Here is a 17,518-nt window from a genome sequence, read left to right as displayed (position 1 = left end):
GACCGGGAAGGCTGTCGAAGGATGCATTAGTACGCTGCCCCCGAATCCACCGCTTGCTGGGCGTTCTCGTGTGTGAAGAGCGAATCTTTCATGATGGATTCCTCGGGTATTTTCCGGCCGGCGAACCAGTCTTCGATGGCTTTGAGCGCGCCGGGGCCAAAGCGTGGATTTGTTTCCACGACCGCGTGGATCTTTCCGTCGGCCACGTACTTGACCGCGTCGCGGGTACCGTCGATGGAGACGATGTGGATGTCCTCGCCTGCGGCTTTGCCGTAGTTGCGCACCGCCGTCAGGGCGCCCAGGGCCATGGTGTCGCTGTGGGTGTAGATGCCGTTGATGTCCGGCCGTGCTGCCAGGATCTGTTCGGTGACCTGCTGTGCTTCACTGGTGGCCCAGTTGGCCGTCTGCTGGGCGAGGACCCGGATCCCCGGGTGGTTCGCCAGTTCGTCGTGGAACCCCCGGGTGCGCATCGTGGCGACGTCGTTGCCGGGGGCGCCTTGGATTTCGGCGACCCTCCCGGTTCCGCCCGTGGCGTCCGCCATGGCACGCGCGGCCCGTACTCCCTGCTGGTAGAAGTCGGAGCCAAGGAACGTCAGATAGTCGGTGCACGGCTCGCCCTGGGTCTTGCGGTCGATGGTGACGACCGGTATTCCCTTCTCTTTGGCGGCCGCGAAGGCGCTCTGCAGCCCGGTGCTGCTGATCGGGGCCACGACCAGGGCATCGACGCCCTGATTGATCATGGACAGGATGTCGGTGAGCTGCTTGGCTTGGCTGCTGTTGGCATTGGTGTATCGAAAGCCCTTGACCTTGGACTCCACGGCGGCCTTAACGGATGCGGTCTCCAAGGCCCGGAAGGGGTTCTGTTCGTTCTCTGACTGGGAGAACCCCACCACCATCTCCGACAGGGGCTTGCCAGTTGGGGCGGGGTTGATGCAGGTCTGGCTGGAAGTCCGTTCGATGACCTGGGTGGCCGTCTGGCCCTGCAGCCTGGAGGTGTCGATTTCTGCTTTGGGCAAGGGTTTCGCGCAGCCGGCCAGTGAAATGGCGATCACACCGGCCGCTGCTGCCAGCCGCAGAGAGCGGCGCTGGTTCTTCATGGAGATCCTTCTGTGAGTCGACGACGCCGTCGAGGATGTTGCGGGCCGACAGCCCGATCATGCACCTGGTTCCCCTCCATCGGAAAACCGGTTTTCTGGGTTCCAGAGTGACATGGATTACGCTGTCTTGTCCAGTGGTCTTTTACTCAGCGGGATACAGGTTCGCGGGCGCCGAGGAGGGCCAATTCACTGCGGCGGGGCATGCCTTCCCAGTCTCCTGGTACAAGGCAGGCGAAGGCGCCGGTTTTCACTGCCGTCAGCAGGCGGCCGGGAACGGCCAGGCCGGCGAGGAGTTCGGCGAGGTAGCCAGCGACGAAGGCGTCACCGGCACCGACGGTGTCAACGGGGGTGATCGGAATGGCAGGCTGCTCATACTCCGTTCCGTTGACCAGGGCGAGGCATCCCGCGGCTCCGCGCTTGATGATGACCTGTGAAGGGCCCAGGTCGCTGATCCGCCGCGCGAGTTCGGCCGGCGTGCCTGCTGCGACGATGATGGGTGCTTCGTCGTCGCCTGCGAAGACGATGTCCGATTGCGCGGCGATCCTGCGGAAGCTGCTGCCGGCGTCCTTATGTTTCCAGAGGGCGGAGCGGTAGTTCAGGTCGAACGAGACCAATGTTCCGGCTTCCTTGGCGCAGTCGATGGCGCAATCGATCGCGTCTGCGGCCGAGGAGGACAGGCCCAGGGTGATCCCGGTGATGTGCAGCAGCCGGGCTGCTGCGATCTGCTCCGCCGGGACGTCGCCGGGTGCCAGCCGGGAACCGGCGCTGCCGCTGCGGTAGTACCAGACTTTCTGGGCGTCCTGGGTGCGCCGTTCCTTGATCATCAGTCCGGTAGGGGCTGTGTCGTCCCGTGTCGCGGCGAGGTGGAGGCCTTCGGCGCGGAGTTCGCGCAGCACCAGGTCGCCGAGGCTGTCGGCGCCGACACGCCCGGCCCAGGTCACGGTGCTGCCGAGGCGTTGGAGGGCAATGGCGACGTTGCTTTCGGCGCCGCCGATGCCAAGGCTGAGGGATGCGGCGTGGGCCAGCGGCCCGGGAGTGTCCGCTTTCATCAGGGCCATGGTTTCGCCCAGTGTTAGGACCTCTGACGCTGCCTGTCCGCTGGCCGGCGAAGCAAATCCGCTGCTCATCGTGCTCCTCCTGCAGCCGCGCCGGCGGACCGGGCTGATACCGCTTGGGCGACCGTGTCCGTTAGCTGTTGTGCCCGTCGAACCAGAGCGGCCGCATCGCCTCCGGTGAAGGCGTCCTGCAGCAGCGGGCCGCCTACGCTCACGGCCAGGGCCCCGGCGGTGATCCACCCCGGCGCTTCGGGGATGCCTACTCCCCCGCTGGGGATCACCTCAAGGTCCGGGAAGGGGCCGCGCAGCTGGGCGAGGTAGTAGGGTCCGACCGTCGAGGCGGGGAATATTTTCACCGCTGTTGCTCCCGCCTTCCAGCCGGCCAGTAGCTCCGTGGGGGTCAGCCCGCCCGGGTAGACGGGCACATTGCGGGCGGCGCAGGCGGCAACGATGTCCGTGTCCGTGACCGGGGTGACGACGAAGGAGGCGCCTCCGTCGAGGGCGCGGGCCGTCTCCTCAGGGGTGGTGATGGTGCCGATGCCGATGTCCGCGTCGGTGCCGAACCTGTCCAGGAGGCCGGGCAGGGTCTCGAAGACGCCGCCGGTGCTGAGGGTCAGTTCGATGGAGCGGATCCCTCCGGTGAGCAGGGCGTCGATGACCGGGGCGTAGTCGCGGGCGTGGTGTGCGCGGAGGACAGCGACGATGGGGTTCTGTTGCAGGGCCGGCGAGGGTGCGGGCCGGGCGGTCCGGGTGGTCATCTGGCCATCCACCCGCCGTCCACCGGCAGCACGGCGCCGTGGATGTAGTCAGCCGCGCCGGATGCGAGGAAGACCACGGTCCCGGCGATGTCCTCGGCAGCACCCCAGCGCCCGGCCGGGATCCTGGCTGAGATCTGGTCGCGCCGTTCCTCGTCGGCGAGCAGGGCCTCGTTCATGTCGGTGGCGAAGTAGCCGGGAGCGACGGCGTTGACGTTGACGCCGCGGGGTGCCCATTCGTTGCACAGGGCCTTGGTCAGCTGGGCGACGGCCCCCTTGGATGCAGCGTAGGCGGGGACCCGGTAGCCTCCTTGGAAGGTCAGCAGTGATGCGAGGTTGATGATCTTTCCGTATCCCCGCTCGAGCATGGCCGGGGCGAAGCCCTGGCAGAGCTGAAACACCGCGCGGGTGTTGATGTTCATCACCGTGTCGAAGTCGCTGAGCGGGAATTCGGTGGAGTCGTGCCGGATCTGGGTGCCGGCGTTGTTGACCAGGATGTCCACGAATCCTCCGCCCTGTGAGTCTTCGATGGCGGCGGCGATGGAAGTTTCGCTGCCGAGGTCGATCGGCACGTGGCGCAGGGTACGGCCGGCGTCCGCCGCCACGGCTGCCAGATCGGAGGGCACAGGGCTGCGCTGCATCGCGACAACGTCGGCGCCGGCGCGCAGCAGGCCGGCGGCGATCGCGGCTCCGATGCCCCGGGAAGCCCCGGTCACGGCAGCGGTCCGGCCGGTCAGATCAAATGGGTTCGGTGTCGTCATCGTGAATCCTCAGCGGTGTCATAGGAACCGGGCCCGCCGGTGGCGGGTGCCGGGCTGATCAGGATTTTCAGGGCTCCGCCAGCAGACATGGCCTTGTCGAAGGCGTGGTCCGCTTCCTCCAGGCCGAAGACCTCGACCGGAAGCCGGCCCAGGCCCAGGGCGTCGCTTTCGATCAGCTCGACCGCGCGTTCGACGTCGGCACGGGTGTAGACGCGCACCCCGAGGACCGTGTTTTCGCCGAAGGTCAGCGCCTGCAGGTCTATTTCGGCCGGTTTCTTGTACACACCGACCAGCACGATGGTGCCCAGTACCCGGACGGTTTTGGCCACGATACTGGCGACGGAGGGGTGGGCAGCGGAGTCAAAGACGATGTCCGCTCCGTTCCCGCCGGTCAAGGCGAGAACCGTCTCGGCCGGGTCCATGCCCTGGGGGACGGTGGCGAAACCGAGCCGTTCGGCGACTTCGCGGCGTTCCTCACTGGGTTCCGCGATCAGGATTTCCTTGGCCCCTGCGTGCCGGGCAACGAGCGCGGTGAGGATGCCGATAGGGCCCGCACCAAAGACCAGTATGGTTTCACCGCCGGAAATGCCCGAGCGGGCGACGGCATGGACGGCGACGGCGAGGGGTTCGGCCAGCGCGACCTCGGTCACCGGCACGGTGTCCTTGACCGGGATCAATGCGTGTGCCGGCAGGGCCACGTATTCGGCGAGGGAACCGGGGGCGTCGATGCCGAACAGCTGCAGGTTGCGGCACACGTGCGTGTTGCCGTGCGCGCAGGGCGGGCAGGTGCCGCAGGAGATCAACGGCTCGACCGTGACCCTGGTCCCCGCGGCCGGGCCGGTCGCTGCAGCGATTTCCACGGTGCCGGTTATTTCGTGGCCTATGATCAGCGGGGTCTTCGCCCGCGGATGCGTTCCGTGAAGGATGGAGAAATCGGTCCCGCACAGGCCGGTGAGTTCGGTGCGGACCAGCGCCCACCCCGCCGGAACCTCCGGCACCGGCACGCGCCGATGCTCGATCGTGTCGGGGCCGGTGAGGACAGCGGCCCTCATCGTCCCCGTTTCGTGCGCGGTGTCTGTCCCGCTCAGGGTGCCTGTCTGGCTCATGGTGTCTTCCTGCGGTTTCATGCCAGTACTTTCGGATTGAGGATGTTGCGCGGCCCGCGGCCGGTACACACATCGATGACGTTCTCCACCGTGCGGCGTTTGAGCTCGCCGTAGGATTCGACGCTGTACCAGGCAGCGTGGGGGGTCAGGACGGTGTTCTCCAGTCCCAGGAGCGGGCTGGTCAGCGGGAGGGGTTCCTCTTCGAAGACGTCCAGTCCGGCACCGTGCAGCCGACCGGAGGTGAGGGCGGCGGCGACGGCGGCGGTGTCCACCACGCCACCGCGGCAGGTGTTGACCAGCACCGCCCCGGGCTTCATCCGGGACAGAGTCGCGGCGTTGATCAGGTGCCGGGTTGTCTCCGTCAGGGGCACGTGGAGGGACACGACGTCGGAGCGCGACAGGAGCTCGTCGAAGCCGACGACGTCCACGCCGTCTTCGGTCCGGGTCCCGGGCGCCAGTGCCGGGTCGGCACCGATGACGGCATAGCCGAGACCTTTGGCCTTCCGGGCGGTGGCGGAGCCGATCAGGCCGAGCCCGAGCACGCCGAAGGTCCGGGTGTTGATCCGGTGCAGCGGCTGGACCGGACCGATCTCGTGTTCACCCCTGCGCATCCTGCGGTCGAAGCGGGCGGTGCCGCGGGCCAGGGTCAGTGCCAGGGCGATGGCGTGGTCGCTGACATCTTCGGTTCCGTAGTCGGGTACGTTACACACCGCGACGTTCCGAGATGTTGCTGCCGGCACGTCCACGGTGTCGACCCCAACGCCGTAGCGGCCGATGGCCTTGAGCCGGGGCAGGGCACCCAGGACCTTGGCGGTGATGGGGGCGTACTGCACGACGAGCGCGTCTGCGTCCGCCGCGGCGGCGATGACCTCCTCCTCGGTGCGGCATTGGGCCAGGATGAGCTCGACGCCGCGTTCTGCGGCGACGGCCCGTTCGATGGCGGTGGAGTCGTGGTCGCAGTCGGTGATGACGATTCGGATGGGCGTTTCCATGTCTCAGACCTCTTATTTCAAGGCCGTGGCATTGACGGAGGGCGTGTCTTTGGCGCCTGCCACGGGGGATTTGACCAGGATCAGGGCGACGGCTCCGGTGATGGCCAGGCCGGCGGCGAGTCCGAACGCGCCCGTCCAGGAGCCGAGGTCCTGGATCAGGAAGCCGGTGACGATCGGGGCGATGACGCCGGCGAGGTTGGCGCAGAAGTGCACGAATCCGGTGACGCCGCCCAGCCGTGCCGGGTGGACAAAGTCGCGCACGATGGCGAAGAACTGCACGTTGGCTAGGTACAGCAGCAGCAACACGACCGAGAACAGGCCGACGGCCAAGCCCAGGGAGTTCACCGCCGCCAGCGGGATGCACAGGGCGCCGCTGAGGGCCAGGAAGAACCCGGTCATCCATTTCCTGACCCGGAACGGGGCGTTCGAGCGGCGGGCGAGACGGTCCGAGAGGATACCGCCGAGGGCGGTTCCGATGGACCCTGCGACCCAGGGAAGGGAGCCGGCCCAGGCGAGGCTCGAGAGGCTGATGTTCTGCGTCTGGACCAGGAACAGCGGGTACCAGGACAGGAACATGAACAGCAGCCAGCTGAAGCCGAAGAAGGCAACCGCGTTGGCTATGACCGCGGGCTGTCGCAGATAGAAGCGCAGCGGGGGGACACTCTCGGTGGCCAGGTCACGGGTTTGGGCGTCGGTGGTGGTGATCAGCGCCAGTTCCTGATCAGAAATCCGGGGATGCAGGGAGGGTTTGTCACGGATGATCCAATACCACCAGGCGGCGATGATCAGGCCGACGGCGCCCAGGACGATGAACGGAACCCGCCAGTTGTTGTTGGAGAGCACCAGCAGCCCGGTCACCACGGGGATGCCCAGGGCTGCGCCGAGCGGGTTGGCCGCGAAGGTCAGGCCCATTGCAGTGGCGTATTCGCGCTTGGGGAACCAGTTGGCCATCGTGCGGGCTGTGACCGCACCCTGGGGACCCTCGCCGGCGCCGAACAGCAGCCGCTGGATGAAGAAGGTCATGAAGCTAAAGCACAGCGCGGTCAAGGCCGTGCACAGCGACCACCAGGCGGCAGCGATGGCCATCGTCTTGCGCGGCCCGTACTTGTCCGCCAGCGCCCCGCCGGCGAAGCAGGCCGGGGCGTAGGTGAACGCGAAGGCGCCCAGGATGATGCCCATCGTTCCGGTGCTTAGGCCGAATTCGCTGATGATCAGCGGCGCGGCGACGCCCAGGGCTGCCCGGTCGCCGTAGTTGAGCATCAGAACCGCGGCGTTGGCGCCCAGGACCCGCCACCTGATACCGCGAATGGGTTTGCGGGCGAATCTGGCCCGGTCCTGCGTCGCGGTGCTCACGCCCGGACTGCTTCCAGGGCGGAGAAGTCCAGGTCTACGCCGTGCCCGGGCAGTTCGGGGGCGATCGCGAAGCCGTCCTCAATGCGCATCGGGTTGGCCAGATACGCGTCCAGACCGAAGCCGTGGGCTTCCATGTAGGTGCGGTTCGGTGCGGCCGCCAAGGCCTGAACCGTCAGGTCGTGCACGCCGTGGGAGGTGACGGGCAGGTTGTGCGCCTCGGCCAGGGAGCAGATTTTCCGGAAGGTGGTGTAACCGCCGCAGTTGCTGACATCCGGTTCCGGGAAGGAGAGCGCTCCGGCAGTAATGGCCTGCTGGAATTCGTACAGGGTGTGCAGGTTCTCGCCGCCGGCGATCGGCTGCCCGCCGTCACGCAGGATCCGGGCGTACCCGGCCACGTCATCGGGAATCGTGGGCTCCTCGATCCAGACCAGGTTGTACTCCGCCAGGGCCCGAGCAGCGCGGATGGCCTCGTCGGCGCTCCATTTCATGTTCGCGTCCACCATCAGCGGGAAGTTATCGCCCAGGTGAGAGCGCATCGCGGCTACGCGTTCCAGGTCCTCGTTCAGGTTGGGCCGGCCGACCTTCATCTTGATCGCACGGAAGCCTTGCTCCTGGAACCGGTCCGCCTGCCGCAGCAGGTCATCGGTGCTCAATTCCAGGTCGATACCGCCGGCGTAGACCGGCACCCTGGGGTCGAACCCGCCGAAAAGCCGCCAGAGCGGCTCACCAAGCCGGCGTCCTTTCAGGTCCCAGAGGGCAATGTCGATCGCGGAAATCGCCGAGGTCGCGTGCCCGCCCCGCCCGGCGTAGTGCAGCGTCCACCACAGGTCCTGCCAGATCCTTTCGGTGTGGTCCGCGTCCCGTCCCTGCAGCTTGGGCGTCAGGTAACGCTCAATCATCACGGCCACCGCAGCCCCGCCGTCATTGACCGTATAGGTGTAGCCGAGCCCGACGGCCCCGTCACTGTCGGTGACCCGCACGGTGATCAGCTCGAAGTCCAGCATCACCCCGTGCGTGCTGTCCGTCAGCGCCTGCGCCAAAGGGATTCTGTACAGATCCGTCCTGACACTTTCGATTTTTGCCATGGTTCCTCCTTGAACTTTGGAAACGGCTTCCAAAAACCCGCAGAGCCTGAGCGAAAGCGCCAAAGACCCTAAGAAAACCGGTTTTTTTGCTGAGCTCAAGCTAGTATGTTGATAAACGGCGTGTCAAGAGCATTCAGTGAAGCAGGTCATCCGGACCAGATTTCTGACATGAGAAGGAGCACTGTGGGGGACGATGTGAAGACCATGGCGGCGCATTCCGGACGGTCCAGGCTTATTGACGTCGCGGAGTTGGCTGGTGTGACGAAGTCCGTTGCTTCCCGGGTTTTGAATAACGACGCGACGCTGTCGGTCCGGGATGAGACTCGGCTGCGGGTCTTGGAATCGGCGAAGAAACTCGGCTACCAGCCCCACGTAGGCGCCCGTGCCCTGGCCGGGTCCCGCACCCGGGCCTTGGCACTCCTGATTCCGGACCTGACCAACCCGGTGTACTCACGGATCACCCGCGGCGCCTGTTTCCAGGCCCGCACCCGCGGCTATGCGCTGTTGCTCGCCGAAGATACTGCCGAAGAAGGCGTCGATGAACAGTTTGCCGACCTGGTCGCGTCCGGACGGGTGGACGGGCTCCTCATCGCCTCCGCCCGGCCGGAGCATCCCCTGCTGAACATGCTGCCCCAGACCGATATCCCGTACCTTTTCGTCAACCGTTCCGTGAGCGGCTCTGGACGCAACATCATCATGAACCTCGAAGCCGCCAGTGCCTGCGCTGTTTCGCATCTTCGGGAACTGGGACACCGCCATCTCGGACACGTCTCCGGACCTGAGGTGCTCAGTCCGGGCCAGAGCCGGCGGATTGGGTTGATGCACGCGGCACGGGAGGCGGGATTGCCCGATCCCTCGGTCGAATACGGTGATTTCAGTGAAAAAGGGGGCTATGAAGCAACCCTTCGGCTCGTCAAGCATCATCCGGAAGTGACAGCTGTGTACACCAGCACATTGAACCAGGCCATCGGCGCCCTCCATGCCTTGCGCGAGCTCGGACTGAACGTACCTGAACGAATTTCGGTGATCTCTTACGACGATCTGCCGCTTGCCGACTACCTCCAACCCCCGCTCACAACAATCGCGATGCCTCTGGTAGAACTCGGAAGAACAGCCGTCAATGCCCTCTGCGACCAGCTCAACGGTGGGCTTCCGGCGGATCTGATCATCCCGTCCGATCCGCAGGTTGTAACGCGAAAATCAACCGCCCGGATGAACCCGGAGCAGTCGCTTCTGGCCTGAAGCGCGACGCGCATGACGGCACATCGTCGACATCGACTGCCTCCACATCGGTCTACCGCTGGAAACGGTCTATCCACTTGCGTTTTCCACCCAAGAACCGGATAAGAGCGCTTCGCCGGGGTCTACTTCTTCCGCTTCGGCAAACTCACGGTAGGCTGTAGCGCGCTCCTCCCACACTTGATCGCTGACTAGCGAGAAGCGCAGGCCGAAGACGCTAAGCACGGCTGACAGAAGTGCCGCATACTGACCCGTTTTATCTGATCCCCAAGTTGCCCACGACGCCAAGGCTGTTCCCAATCCACCCCCTGCCGCTAGAACGAGTAATTGACGGTTAACCACCGTCCATTTGAAATAGCGGAGGCGAGAAAGGCGTATGCCCTGGCCTCGTCGGCAGCGCCCCGGAATTCCTTCTTGTACTCCTCCCAGCTTCAGTGGTGAGGGGATCTGCCCTGCCGATACGCCGCTGGCAAGGAAATTCTGCTGCGCCAGCGGTATACCACCCGGACTTTGGCTGATACCGGCTCCTTTTGTTTTTGGCCGGGCGGTAAAACACGTGTAGCTCAGCGGCCTCGCCATCTTGATCGGTTGATGTCCCTTTCCAAGCGGTGGCCTGGGAAATCGGGGCCGTCCTGGCCCCCGAAGGCATCGAAACCGAGAAGGAACTCGCGGCCGTCATACAATCAGGGATGAGGGCCGGGCAGGGATACCTGCTCGGCCGTCCCTCTCTGGGTTTGGCCAGCCTGGATCATCCAGACGGAAACCGTCGCTGCCCGGGCCTCCGGGTCCGGCCTGGATATCCGACCCGCCATTGGTCGGTGGCTCGTGCATGGCAGCGGAGCCGTACTGAGAGTCTTTTACCGGACACCATGAGGCCACGCTCAAGATTGGCTCAAGAATGACTGGAATCCCTGTCTGGAGCAAACGACGTCCTGTCATGCACGGTAGGTTTATCGCTGGCGGTGCGGCTTTCCCCCAAGAGCCGCCCTGTCCGGGGAGTCCCTACCTGTTGCCGTGTGGCCCGGGCCGGGGCTCCCCGCTCCAGCCGCCCCACCTCCCGATGGCCGCCTTTCCACGCGGCAGCAGTCCACGGACCGGCAGCAAGCGGACCTTCTGGCGTCCGCCGCGAGGACCTCTACGTTGTCGGGGTGTATCGGGAGCACACGCCTCACGACCTCAGTTCGAGGCACTCGACGCGCTGATTGACGGAGACACCCTCGTTATCACGACGCTGGACCGGCTTGGGCGGTCCACCCAAAACATGCTTGCCTTCGCCGAAGAACTCCGCGGTCGAGGCGCCGGACTGCCTGTATTGAACCTCGGCGGGGGTGACGTCGACACGGCAACACCCATGGGGTCGATGCTTTTCACGATCATGGCCGCTCTCGCGCAAATGGAACACGAGATCAAACGCGAACGCGTCACTGATTCCATCAGCAAACGCAGAGAAGCCGGAAGGGCCCTGGGTGCCCGACCCCGCCGGGTGACTGACCGCCAGATTCGAAGCGCTGTCCGCTTGGTCCAAGGCGGGCAACCTGCCGCGCAGGTTGCCCGCGATTTCGGAATGTCTCGAGCGACCTTTCATAGACGGTCCCGAGCTCTCAAGGACTAACAGCGTCCCGGTCCGCCAAAGAGCTCAGTCAACCTGGCCGACAGTGTGAAAACCGCCAAGTTGAACTGCGACTTGAGCGCCACTCCCCGTTAACAGTCACACCTGGTTTATTGACACCTCGCAGCCGAAGTCTCAGAAGCTCAACCTGACACCTCAAAGGTAGGTGCGGTCCCATTGGACCGCCCCCACTGGCATCTCATCACTTAGCCCTGGAGCCGTACATCAGGGAACCATCCTGCCGGTGCGCGTTGTGGCTCGAGGTGTTCGGGGTCCCGGTGTTTTTGCATGTCGCATTTGTAGAACGGGCCGCGCGTCCAGGAGCACGTTCATGTGGTGGTCTGCGTGATCCCGCCACCAGACACTGATGCCTGTGGCTCCGTCTAGCCTGAGATGTTCCCAGGCCCGCCACAGCGCTTCTATACGGGAGACGGCTTCGGGGTGGAAGTACGACTCGATGCACCATCTTGCGGCGCGCCCGTCAAGGTCCCGGACGTACGTGGGCAGGAGTTGTTCGTGCAGGAACTCCTCGGCTGAGCCGTAGACCAGTTCCCGCGGTTTTTGGTCTTCACGGGCCGTAGCAGCCGGTTCTTCTGCCACGGGTCCGGGGGCTTCACTGAAGCGGCCGATATTGATGGACATGATGGAGTCTCCTACCCGGTTACCCAGGGATTGGCAGCAGCGGCGGCAGCGGCCGGCACTGCCTCTTCCTCCGGTCGGGGGCTGTACTTTTCGATGGATGCCTCTACTGCGTCCTTGTGGGGGCCGGTGTACTAGCCGGACGCAGCCAACTGAAGCCGCTGAAACACGGTGTGGTGCAGAAAGGCGACCGGCCCAAGCAGTGGGTCGGCCGCCTATTCAACGTCCGTTGAAGGAGGATCTATCGTGCCGCAGCGGCGGGCTGCTCCTGGAAAGCAGGTACGACGTGCTCGATGAAGAGTTCCAGTGAGCGCTTCTTTTCCTCGTGGGTGAGGCTGTTGTCGGACCAGACGCTGAATTCGGTGACCCCGAGTTCTTCGTAGCGACGGAGGCGTTCGATGACTTCAGCGGGCGTGCCGATCATGGCAGTCTTGTGGAGGGACTCCGGGGTGAACTCGGGCCTTTCGGCGAACTTCTCTTCAGGGCTGGGCTCGAGGAAACCGTTCACCGGAGTGGTCTTGTTGCCGAACCAGGCGTCGAACGTGCGGTAGAACTTGTTGATGCCTTCGGCAGGCCGGCGCCAGCCCTCGGGCTCGTCCGCGGAATGGACGTGCGTGTGCCGCAGGACCATGAGGTCGGGGCGGGGCACACCGGGGTTTTTCTCCACGGCGGTGTCGAACTTCCGTGCCAGGTCCTCGACCTCTTCGTCGCCCTTCATCAGGGGCGTGACCATGACGTTGCAGCCATTGGCGACGGCGAACTCGTGCGAGGAGATGTCGCGGGCGGCGATCCACATCGGCGGGTTCGGCTTTTGGACGGGCTTGGGGATGCTGGTGGAGGTGGGGAACTGCCACACCTCCCCGTTGTGCTCATAGTCGCCTTCCCAGAGGGCGCGGACTGCCGGGACGAGCTCGCGGAGGTGCTTGCCGCCGTCGACCGCGGACATTCCGCCCATCATCCGGTCAAATTCGAACTGGTAGGCGCCGCGGGCCAGGCCCACTTCCATCCGGCCGTTGCTGATGACGTCCAGGAGCGCGCACTCCCCCGCTACCCGGAGCGGGTTCCAGAAGGGCGCGATGATGGTTCCCGCGCCGAGGCGAATTTTCGAGGTCCGCGCCGCCAGGTAGGCCAGCTGGGGCATGGGGCTCGGTGAGATGGTGTATTCCATGGAGTGGTGCTCGCCGATCCAGACGGTACTGAAGCCGCCGGCCTCCGCGATGAGGGTAAGTTCCGTCAGGTTCTCGAAGCATTCCTGGTAGGAGACGGAATCGTCCCATCGTTCCATGTGGACGAAGAGGGAAAAGCGCATTGTTACTCCTTCGTTCTGCGGCGATGTTCGCCTGCGCGTAAATTTGTGGCTACAGCCTGCCTAGGTGGCAGCCGCGTTGCGTTCGGCGATGGTTTGGTTGCCGCGGGACCAGTGCTCGTGTTCGACTTCGCGGACGATGACGGTGGTGTTTTCAGATACAGCCCCCACAGCCTTTTCTGCGGCCAGGTGCAGCTCGTTGATGAGCGAGCGGAGCTGCTCGGGGCTCCGGCCCCGGGCGATGGACACTTCGATAAGAGGCATTGGGTCAGCTCCTTAGCTGCGAAGGACGAACGGGTCGGAGACGGGACCTTCGTCGGTGTTGATCCAGACGCTCTTGAGCCGGGTGTATTCGTGCATGGACTCGAGTCCGTGCTCGATGCCCACGCCCGAGTTCTTGAACCCCTGCCTTGGGGACATGGGGGACATGGCGCGGTAGGTGTTGACCCACACCGTGCCTGCTTCCAGCCGGCGTGCCATTCTGTGGGCCCGGGCCAGGTTCTGCGTCCAGATACCGGCAGCGAGCCCGTACTCGGTGTCGTTGGCCAGACCGACAACCTCGTCCTCGGAGTCGAAGGGCATGATCGCGGCAACCGGCCCAAAGATCTCTTCCCGTACGACGCGCATGGTGTTGTCGACGTCGGTCAGGACGGTGGGTGCGAAGAAGTAGCCGGGGAGTTCGATGTCGGGGCGCTTGCCTCCGGTCCGGACTGTCGCGCCCTCGCTGACACCGATCTCCACGTAGGAGCTCACTTTGTCCAGCTGGGCGCCGAAGGCGAGGGGGCCGAGCTCGGTGGTGGCCAGCCGCGGGTCACCGATGATGATCGATGCCGCGCGCTCGGCGACGCGTTCGACGAGTTCGTCATAGACGCTGCGGTGGGCGAAGACGCGGCTGCCGGCGATGCAGGTCTGACCCGCTGCAGCGAAGATCCCGGCGATGACGCCCATCGCAGCGTTGGACACGTCGGCGTCCTCGAACACGATGTTGGGGCTCTTGCCGCCAAGCTCAAGCGTTGAACCGATGAAACGCGACGCCGTCTCCGCGGCAATGCGGGCACCGGTCGCCGTGGAACCGGTGAAGGAGATCTTTGCCAGGTCGCGGTGGCTTACCAGCGCTGCCCCGGCTTCCTGCCCGAAACCGGTAACGACGTTCACGACACCGTCCGGGAGCCCTGCCTGGGAGGCCAGCTCGGCGACCCGCAGGATGGTCCGCGAGGTGTATTCGCTGGGCTTGATGACCACGGTGTTGCCCGCGGCCAGGGCCGGGGCAAGCTTGGAGGCGGTCAGCGTCAGGGGCGAGTTCCAGGGGGTGATGGCACCGACGACGCCGAGGGGTTCGCGCTGGGTGTAGTTCAGCATGGTGATCGAGGTGGTGGGGATCTGGCTTCCCTGGACCTTGTCCGCGAGCCCGGCGTAGTAGTAGAGGTACTCGGGCAGGGAGGCCAGCTGGCCGCGCATCTCGCGCAGCAGCTTGCCGTTGTCCAGGGTTTCCAGCTCGGCGAGTTCCTCGGCGTGCTCGCCGATCAGGTCCCCAAGGCGGCGGAGGAGGTGGCCGCGCTTGGTGGCGGTGAGGTCGCGCCACAACGGGGATTCGAACGCCTCCTTGGCTGCTGCCACGGCGCGGCGGACGTCCTCTTCGGTACCCCGTGCCGCTTCATACAGCAGCTCGAGCGTTGCCGGGTTGGTGCTGGGGAAGTATTCCCCGCCGGCGGGAGCAGACCAGGTACCCCCGATGAAGTGGTCAAGTCGGAGCGTCATGCCCGTTCTCCTTCGGATTCTTGGATGAAGTCATTGATTGCCCCAGCCAGGACGTCAGCGTTCTGAACCGGCAGCATGTGCCGTGCGCCAGGAACCACGAGGCTCTTGGCACCAGGGATCGCTGCTGCCAGGCGCCGGGTCATGTCCGGTGTTGATCCGGGGTCCAGCTCACCGGTGACAGCGAGGGTGGGAACCTGGATGCTGCGAAGCTCCGGACCGATGGCCGCGTCACCGACCGCGAACACGCGGTAGGCGTGCACAAAGGATTCGACGTCGTTCGCTTCTAGGGTGCGGCGCGTTGCTTCCACAACACTTTCAGGCACGGACGTGCCGGTGTACCAGCGGTCGATGGACGCTTTGACGGTGGCCGGGAAATCCGACTCTGCCGCCTCCAGCCGCTTGAGGACCGCCTTTGATTCGTCCTCCGTGCGCCGGCACACAGAGTTCACGCAGGTCATAGTCGCGATCCGGTCGGGGTGGAACCTGGCGATGTACTGCGCGATCAGTGCTCCGAGCGAAAAGCCCACCAAGTGGCTTCGCTCCGGGAGGCGGGCCAGCACGTCTTCGGCCAGTTCAGCCAGGGTGGTTGGTTCCGCCAGGGCTGGCTGGCGTCCGTGGCCCGGCAGGTCGATGGCCACTGAGTCACGCTTGAGGGCATCCCTAACCGGCGCCCACATGCTGGCGTCCAGGCCGACGCCGTGCAGGAGGGCAACGGGGGTTTCAGGCACTTGGGTCATTGCTCCGTGGACAGGGGCGCCAGGCGCTCCTGCGGCCGGCCCTGCGCGGACGCGGCCAGGGCGATGAGGATCTCACCGGGGTGGGGTGCGTCGGCCACCCGGACCTCGACGCTCTGGTGGTGCGAGCGGATGGTGGCGTCCGTGATGTGCTTCATGGGGATGTCGAAGACCGTGCCGGCGGGTGCGCGCTTTTCGACGGCGGGCAGCAGCGTGGTTGCGGAAGCGGCCTTGCGGTAGTGGTCGCCGAACTTCAGTGTGTGGATCAGCGCCGAGCCGTGCTCGACCTCGCCTTCAATCCCGACGATGGCGGCCTTGCCGTAAGCCTCTACGGGAGCGCCGAGCACCTCGATGACTTTGGGGGCGAGGAGCGCGCCGAGGTCGGAGGCGGTGGCATCGATGCCTTCGGTGAGGTCCTCGACAAAGCCCTGGCCGGCCCACGGGTTTTCCACGACTGCAACGGCGATCGCGACCCGGGCCCCGGGGGTTACGGGGCGGCCGCCCTCGGTCAGGATTTCTTCGGACAGTGTAACGATTTTGCGGATTTTCACGGCAGGATTCCCTCCAGGATTTCAGCGGTTACGGGGCGGTCGGTGGTTCGGTCACCGATGCGGGGATGCGGGCGCGAACCGGTTGAGGCGGCGGCGACGACAACTATCTCGTCAGGGTGGGGCGCATCGCTCAGGTTCAGCGTCAGGGTCTGGTAGTGGCTTCGTGTGGAGGCGGCTTCCTTGTGCCACATCGGCACGGCGATCGTGGTTCCGGGCTCTGCCCGGTCATCGGAGAAGGACAGAATTGATGTGCCTTCGAGGAACTCGCGGACCAGGTTTCCGAAGTAGGGTGTGTGGATCAGTGCTGCGGCGTGCTCAACCTCGCCCTTCAAACCGACAACGGCGGATTTGCCGAATGCCTCGATCTCTCCGGCACCTCCCAGGGCCGCCGTGAGGCGGTCGGTGAGGATTTTCGCGAGCACGGGAGCGATGCGTTCGGTTTCGGGTGCGAGGTCAGTGGAAACACTCGAGCCGCTCCACGGGTTGCGGATGACGGCCGCTGCGGCAGCCCTGGTCACGCTGGTGGTCAGGGCGCCGGAGCCGTCGCGCAGGATTTCTTCCGTCAGCACGAAAACCTTACGAACGCCAACTTCGCGGGCGAGTTCTTCGATGACGGACGCCGGGTTGGTGCGCTCGGCGACAGGGGTGATGGTTTCGGACACGGTTCAACCCTTCTTTGGGTAGTTAGTGGCAGACATGGGGTTCCTTTCGGTGGCTAAGCTTCTTTTTCAGCGCCGGTGACAGAACCGGCGTCTGCGCCTCGCGCCGCTGCGAGGCTTGAGGCATTGACGTGGCCGCGCATGGCGAGTTCGGCACCAACGGGATCCTTTTCCAGGAGGGCGTCGACCACCGACTGGTGTTCGCGGATGGAGGCGCGCATGCGGGCGGGACGCTCAACCGTCGCGAGCACAATCCGGTGGTACGCGAGTTGGTTCATCAGGCGCCCGTAGTGCTCGACGAGCTTTGAGTTGTTCGAGCCCTCGACGATCGTCCAGTGGAACTCGTGGACGAGCTCGGCGTATTTGGCGGTGTCGGCACGCCGATCGGCACGCTCTGATTCCTCGATGTTGCGTTTGAGGATCTCCAGTTCCGGCACAGGACCGCGCCGGGCAAGCAGGCCGGCGGCCAGTCCCTCGAGGCTTTCCTTCAATTGGAAGAGCTCAACGATCTCACGGCGCGTCGGGATCCGGACAAAGGTCCCTACCTTGGGCCTGATCTCCACCAGGCCCTCGTTTTCCAGCTGCTTGAGCGCCTCACGTACCGGCGTCCTGCTCACCTCGAACTCCTCGGCAAGGAACAATTCCGGCAAAGGCGCGCCAGGCGGGTATTCGCCGCTGAGGACCAGCTTCCGCAGCTTGTCCAGCAGGCTGATCTGGGTCGCGGACGCCTGAGCGCCCTTTCGCAACTGAGTAACTTCTTGCATGCATCAAAACTACGTTGCATACAAGACGGCCGTCAAGGTCCTCACTATATTCCGC

Annotated in this window: 17 protein-coding genes and 1 pseudogene; 2 read left to right on the top strand and 16 right to left on the bottom strand. The window is 65.1% G+C overall.

All coding sequences use genetic code 11. The features are described 5' to 3' along the window. Positions 1–26: 26 nt before the first annotated feature. From QF036_RS24980 to QF036_RS24945, 8 genes are all read right to left on the bottom strand, one after another. Positions 27–1,097, bottom strand: a complete 1,071-nt coding sequence (locus QF036_RS24980; protein WP_307106447.1) for an ABC transporter substrate-binding protein — start codon at positions 1,095–1,097, stop codon at positions 27–29. Between the two features lie 146 nt (positions 1,098–1,243). Continuing rightward, positions 1,244–2,224 carry a sugar kinase gene (locus QF036_RS24975; RefSeq protein ID WP_307106445.1) on the bottom strand — a complete coding sequence of 327 codons (981 nt, stop codon included), beginning with the start codon at positions 2,222–2,224 and terminating at the stop codon, positions 1,244–1,246. Further along, positions 2,221–2,910, bottom strand: a complete 690-nt coding sequence (locus QF036_RS24970; RefSeq protein ID WP_307106443.1) for a bifunctional 4-hydroxy-2-oxoglutarate aldolase/2-dehydro-3-deoxy-phosphogluconate aldolase — start codon at positions 2,908–2,910, stop codon at positions 2,221–2,223. The genes QF036_RS24975 and QF036_RS24970 overlap by 4 nt, the downstream gene beginning before the upstream one ends. After that, positions 2,907–3,668, bottom strand: a complete 762-nt coding sequence (locus tag QF036_RS24965) for an SDR family oxidoreductase (protein WP_307106441.1) — start codon at positions 3,666–3,668, stop codon at positions 2,907–2,909. Before QF036_RS24965 ends, QF036_RS24970 begins: the two co-directional genes overlap by 4 nt. After that, positions 3,665–4,795, bottom strand: coding sequence for a zinc-dependent alcohol dehydrogenase (locus QF036_RS24960; RefSeq protein ID WP_307106439.1), 1,131 nt, complete (start codon positions 4,793–4,795; stop codon positions 3,665–3,667). Before QF036_RS24960 ends, QF036_RS24965 begins: the two co-directional genes overlap by 4 nt. Then, the gene (locus QF036_RS24955; RefSeq protein ID WP_307106437.1) at positions 4,792–5,766 is read right to left on the bottom strand and encodes a C-terminal binding protein; all 975 of its coding nucleotides are present in this window, start codon (positions 5,764–5,766) and stop codon (positions 4,792–4,794) included. Before QF036_RS24955 ends, QF036_RS24960 begins: the two co-directional genes overlap by 4 nt. 12 nt (positions 5,767–5,778) lie before the next feature. Beyond that, positions 5,779–7,119, bottom strand: a complete 1,341-nt coding sequence (locus QF036_RS24950) for an MFS transporter (RefSeq protein ID WP_307106435.1) — start codon at positions 7,117–7,119, stop codon at positions 5,779–5,781. Continuing rightward, entirely contained in the window at positions 7,116–8,204 is a 1,089-nt protein-coding gene (locus QF036_RS24945) for a mandelate racemase/muconate lactonizing enzyme family protein (protein ID WP_307106433.1), read from the bottom strand. Before QF036_RS24945 ends, QF036_RS24950 begins: the two co-directional genes overlap by 4 nt. 183 nt (positions 8,205–8,387) lie before the next feature. Here QF036_RS24945 and QF036_RS24940 point away from each other — a divergent pair, with 183 nt between their 5' ends. Both QF036_RS24940 and QF036_RS24935 read left to right on the top strand, forming a co-directional pair. Beyond that, positions 8,388–9,446: a LacI family DNA-binding transcriptional regulator gene (locus QF036_RS24940; RefSeq protein ID WP_307106431.1), complete on the top strand. Its 1,059-nt coding sequence runs from the start codon at positions 8,388–8,390 to the stop codon at positions 9,444–9,446. Positions 9,447–10,341: 895 nt separating this feature from the next. Continuing rightward, positions 10,342–11,055 carry a recombinase family protein gene (locus QF036_RS24935; RefSeq protein ID WP_373460325.1) on the top strand — a complete coding sequence of 238 codons (714 nt, stop codon included), beginning with the start codon at positions 10,342–10,344 and terminating at the stop codon, positions 11,053–11,055. A 203-nt stretch (positions 11,056–11,258) separates the two neighbouring features. Here the strand turns inward: QF036_RS24935 and QF036_RS24930 are convergent. From QF036_RS24930 to QF036_RS24895, 8 genes and pseudogenes are all read right to left on the bottom strand, one after another. Beyond that, positions 11,259–11,694 (bottom strand): annotated as a pseudogene (locus QF036_RS24930) (DUF4913 domain-containing protein). A gap of 238 nt (positions 11,695–11,932) precedes the next feature. Next, positions 11,933–13,000, bottom strand: coding sequence for an LLM class flavin-dependent oxidoreductase (locus QF036_RS24925; protein ID WP_307106430.1), 1,068 nt, complete (start codon positions 12,998–13,000; stop codon positions 11,933–11,935). Positions 13,001–13,060: 60 nt separating this feature from the next. Then, positions 13,061–13,261: a tautomerase family protein gene (locus tag QF036_RS24920; RefSeq protein ID WP_307106428.1), complete on the bottom strand. Its 201-nt coding sequence runs from the start codon at positions 13,259–13,261 to the stop codon at positions 13,061–13,063. A 12-nt stretch (positions 13,262–13,273) separates the two neighbouring features. Continuing rightward, positions 13,274–14,755 (bottom strand): aldehyde dehydrogenase, encoded by a 1,482-nt coding sequence (locus QF036_RS24915; protein WP_307106425.1) that lies wholly within the window; start codon positions 14,753–14,755, stop codon positions 13,274–13,276. Then, positions 14,752–15,492 carry an alpha/beta fold hydrolase gene (locus QF036_RS24910; RefSeq protein ID WP_307106423.1) on the bottom strand — a complete coding sequence of 247 codons (741 nt, stop codon included), beginning with the start codon at positions 15,490–15,492 and terminating at the stop codon, positions 14,752–14,754. Before QF036_RS24910 ends, QF036_RS24915 begins: the two co-directional genes overlap by 4 nt. Then, positions 15,489–16,040 (bottom strand): amino acid synthesis family protein, encoded by a 552-nt coding sequence (locus QF036_RS24905; RefSeq protein ID WP_307106421.1) that lies wholly within the window; start codon positions 16,038–16,040, stop codon positions 15,489–15,491. Before QF036_RS24905 ends, QF036_RS24910 begins: the two co-directional genes overlap by 4 nt. Then, positions 16,037–16,702: an amino acid synthesis family protein gene (locus QF036_RS24900; protein WP_307106419.1), complete on the bottom strand. Its 666-nt coding sequence runs from the start codon at positions 16,700–16,702 to the stop codon at positions 16,037–16,039. Before QF036_RS24900 ends, QF036_RS24905 begins: the two co-directional genes overlap by 4 nt. A 53-nt stretch (positions 16,703–16,755) precedes the next feature. After that, positions 16,756–17,463 (bottom strand): GntR family transcriptional regulator, encoded by a 708-nt coding sequence (locus tag QF036_RS24895; RefSeq protein ID WP_307106417.1) that lies wholly within the window; start codon positions 17,461–17,463, stop codon positions 16,756–16,758. Positions 17,464–17,518: the final 55 nt, after the last annotated feature.

It is taken from the genome of Arthrobacter globiformis, from assembly GCF_030817195.1.
In the GTDB taxonomy this organism is placed as follows: domain Bacteria; phylum Actinomycetota; class Actinomycetes; order Actinomycetales; family Micrococcaceae; genus Arthrobacter; species Arthrobacter globiformis_D.
Note: the sequence above shows the minus strand (reverse complement) of the source record. Positions and strands in the feature narration are given on the sequence as shown.

What these genes read in the sequence shown, in the direction of transcription:
- QF036_RS24980 (WP_307106447.1), bottom strand. Translation starts at nt 1,097, where the DNA reads ATGAAGAACCAGCGCCGCTCTCTGCGGCTGGCAGCAGCGGCCGGTGTG.
- QF036_RS24975 (WP_307106445.1), bottom strand. Translation starts at nt 2,224, where the DNA reads ATGAGCAGCGGATTTGCTTCGCCGGCCAGCGGACAGGCAGCGTCAGAG.
- QF036_RS24970 (WP_307106443.1), bottom strand. Translation starts at nt 2,910, where the DNA reads ATGACCACCCGGACCGCCCGGCCCGCACCCTCGCCGGCCCTGCAACAG.
- QF036_RS24965 (WP_307106441.1), bottom strand. Translation starts at nt 3,668, where the DNA reads ATGACGACACCGAACCCATTTGATCTGACCGGCCGGACCGCTGCCGTG.
- QF036_RS24960 (WP_307106439.1), bottom strand. Translation starts at nt 4,795, where the DNA reads ATGAAACCGCAGGAAGACACCATGAGCCAGACAGGCACCCTGAGCGGG.
- QF036_RS24955 (WP_307106437.1), bottom strand. Translation starts at nt 5,766, where the DNA reads ATGGAAACGCCCATCCGAATCGTCATCACCGACTGCGACCACGACTCC.
- QF036_RS24945 (WP_307106433.1), bottom strand. Translation starts at nt 8,204, where the DNA reads ATGGCAAAAATCGAAAGTGTCAGGACGGATCTGTACAGAATCCCTTTG.
- QF036_RS24935 (WP_373460325.1), top strand. Translation starts at nt 10,342, where the DNA reads ATGACTGGAATCCCTGTCTGGAGCAAACGACGTCCTGTCATGCACGGT.
- QF036_RS24925 (WP_307106430.1), bottom strand. Translation starts at nt 13,000, where the DNA reads ATGCGCTTTTCCCTCTTCGTCCACATGGAACGATGGGACGATTCCGTC.
- QF036_RS24920 (WP_307106428.1), bottom strand. Translation starts at nt 13,261, where the DNA reads ATGCCTCTTATCGAAGTGTCCATCGCCCGGGGCCGGAGCCCCGAGCAG.
- QF036_RS24915 (WP_307106425.1), bottom strand. Translation starts at nt 14,755, where the DNA reads ATGACGCTCCGACTTGACCACTTCATCGGGGGTACCTGGTCTGCTCCC.
- QF036_RS24910 (WP_307106423.1), bottom strand. Translation starts at nt 15,492, where the DNA reads ATGACCCAAGTGCCTGAAACCCCCGTTGCCCTCCTGCACGGCGTCGGC.
- QF036_RS24895 (WP_307106417.1), bottom strand. Translation starts at nt 17,463, where the DNA reads ATGCAAGAAGTTACTCAGTTGCGAAAGGGCGCTCAGGCGTCCGCGACC.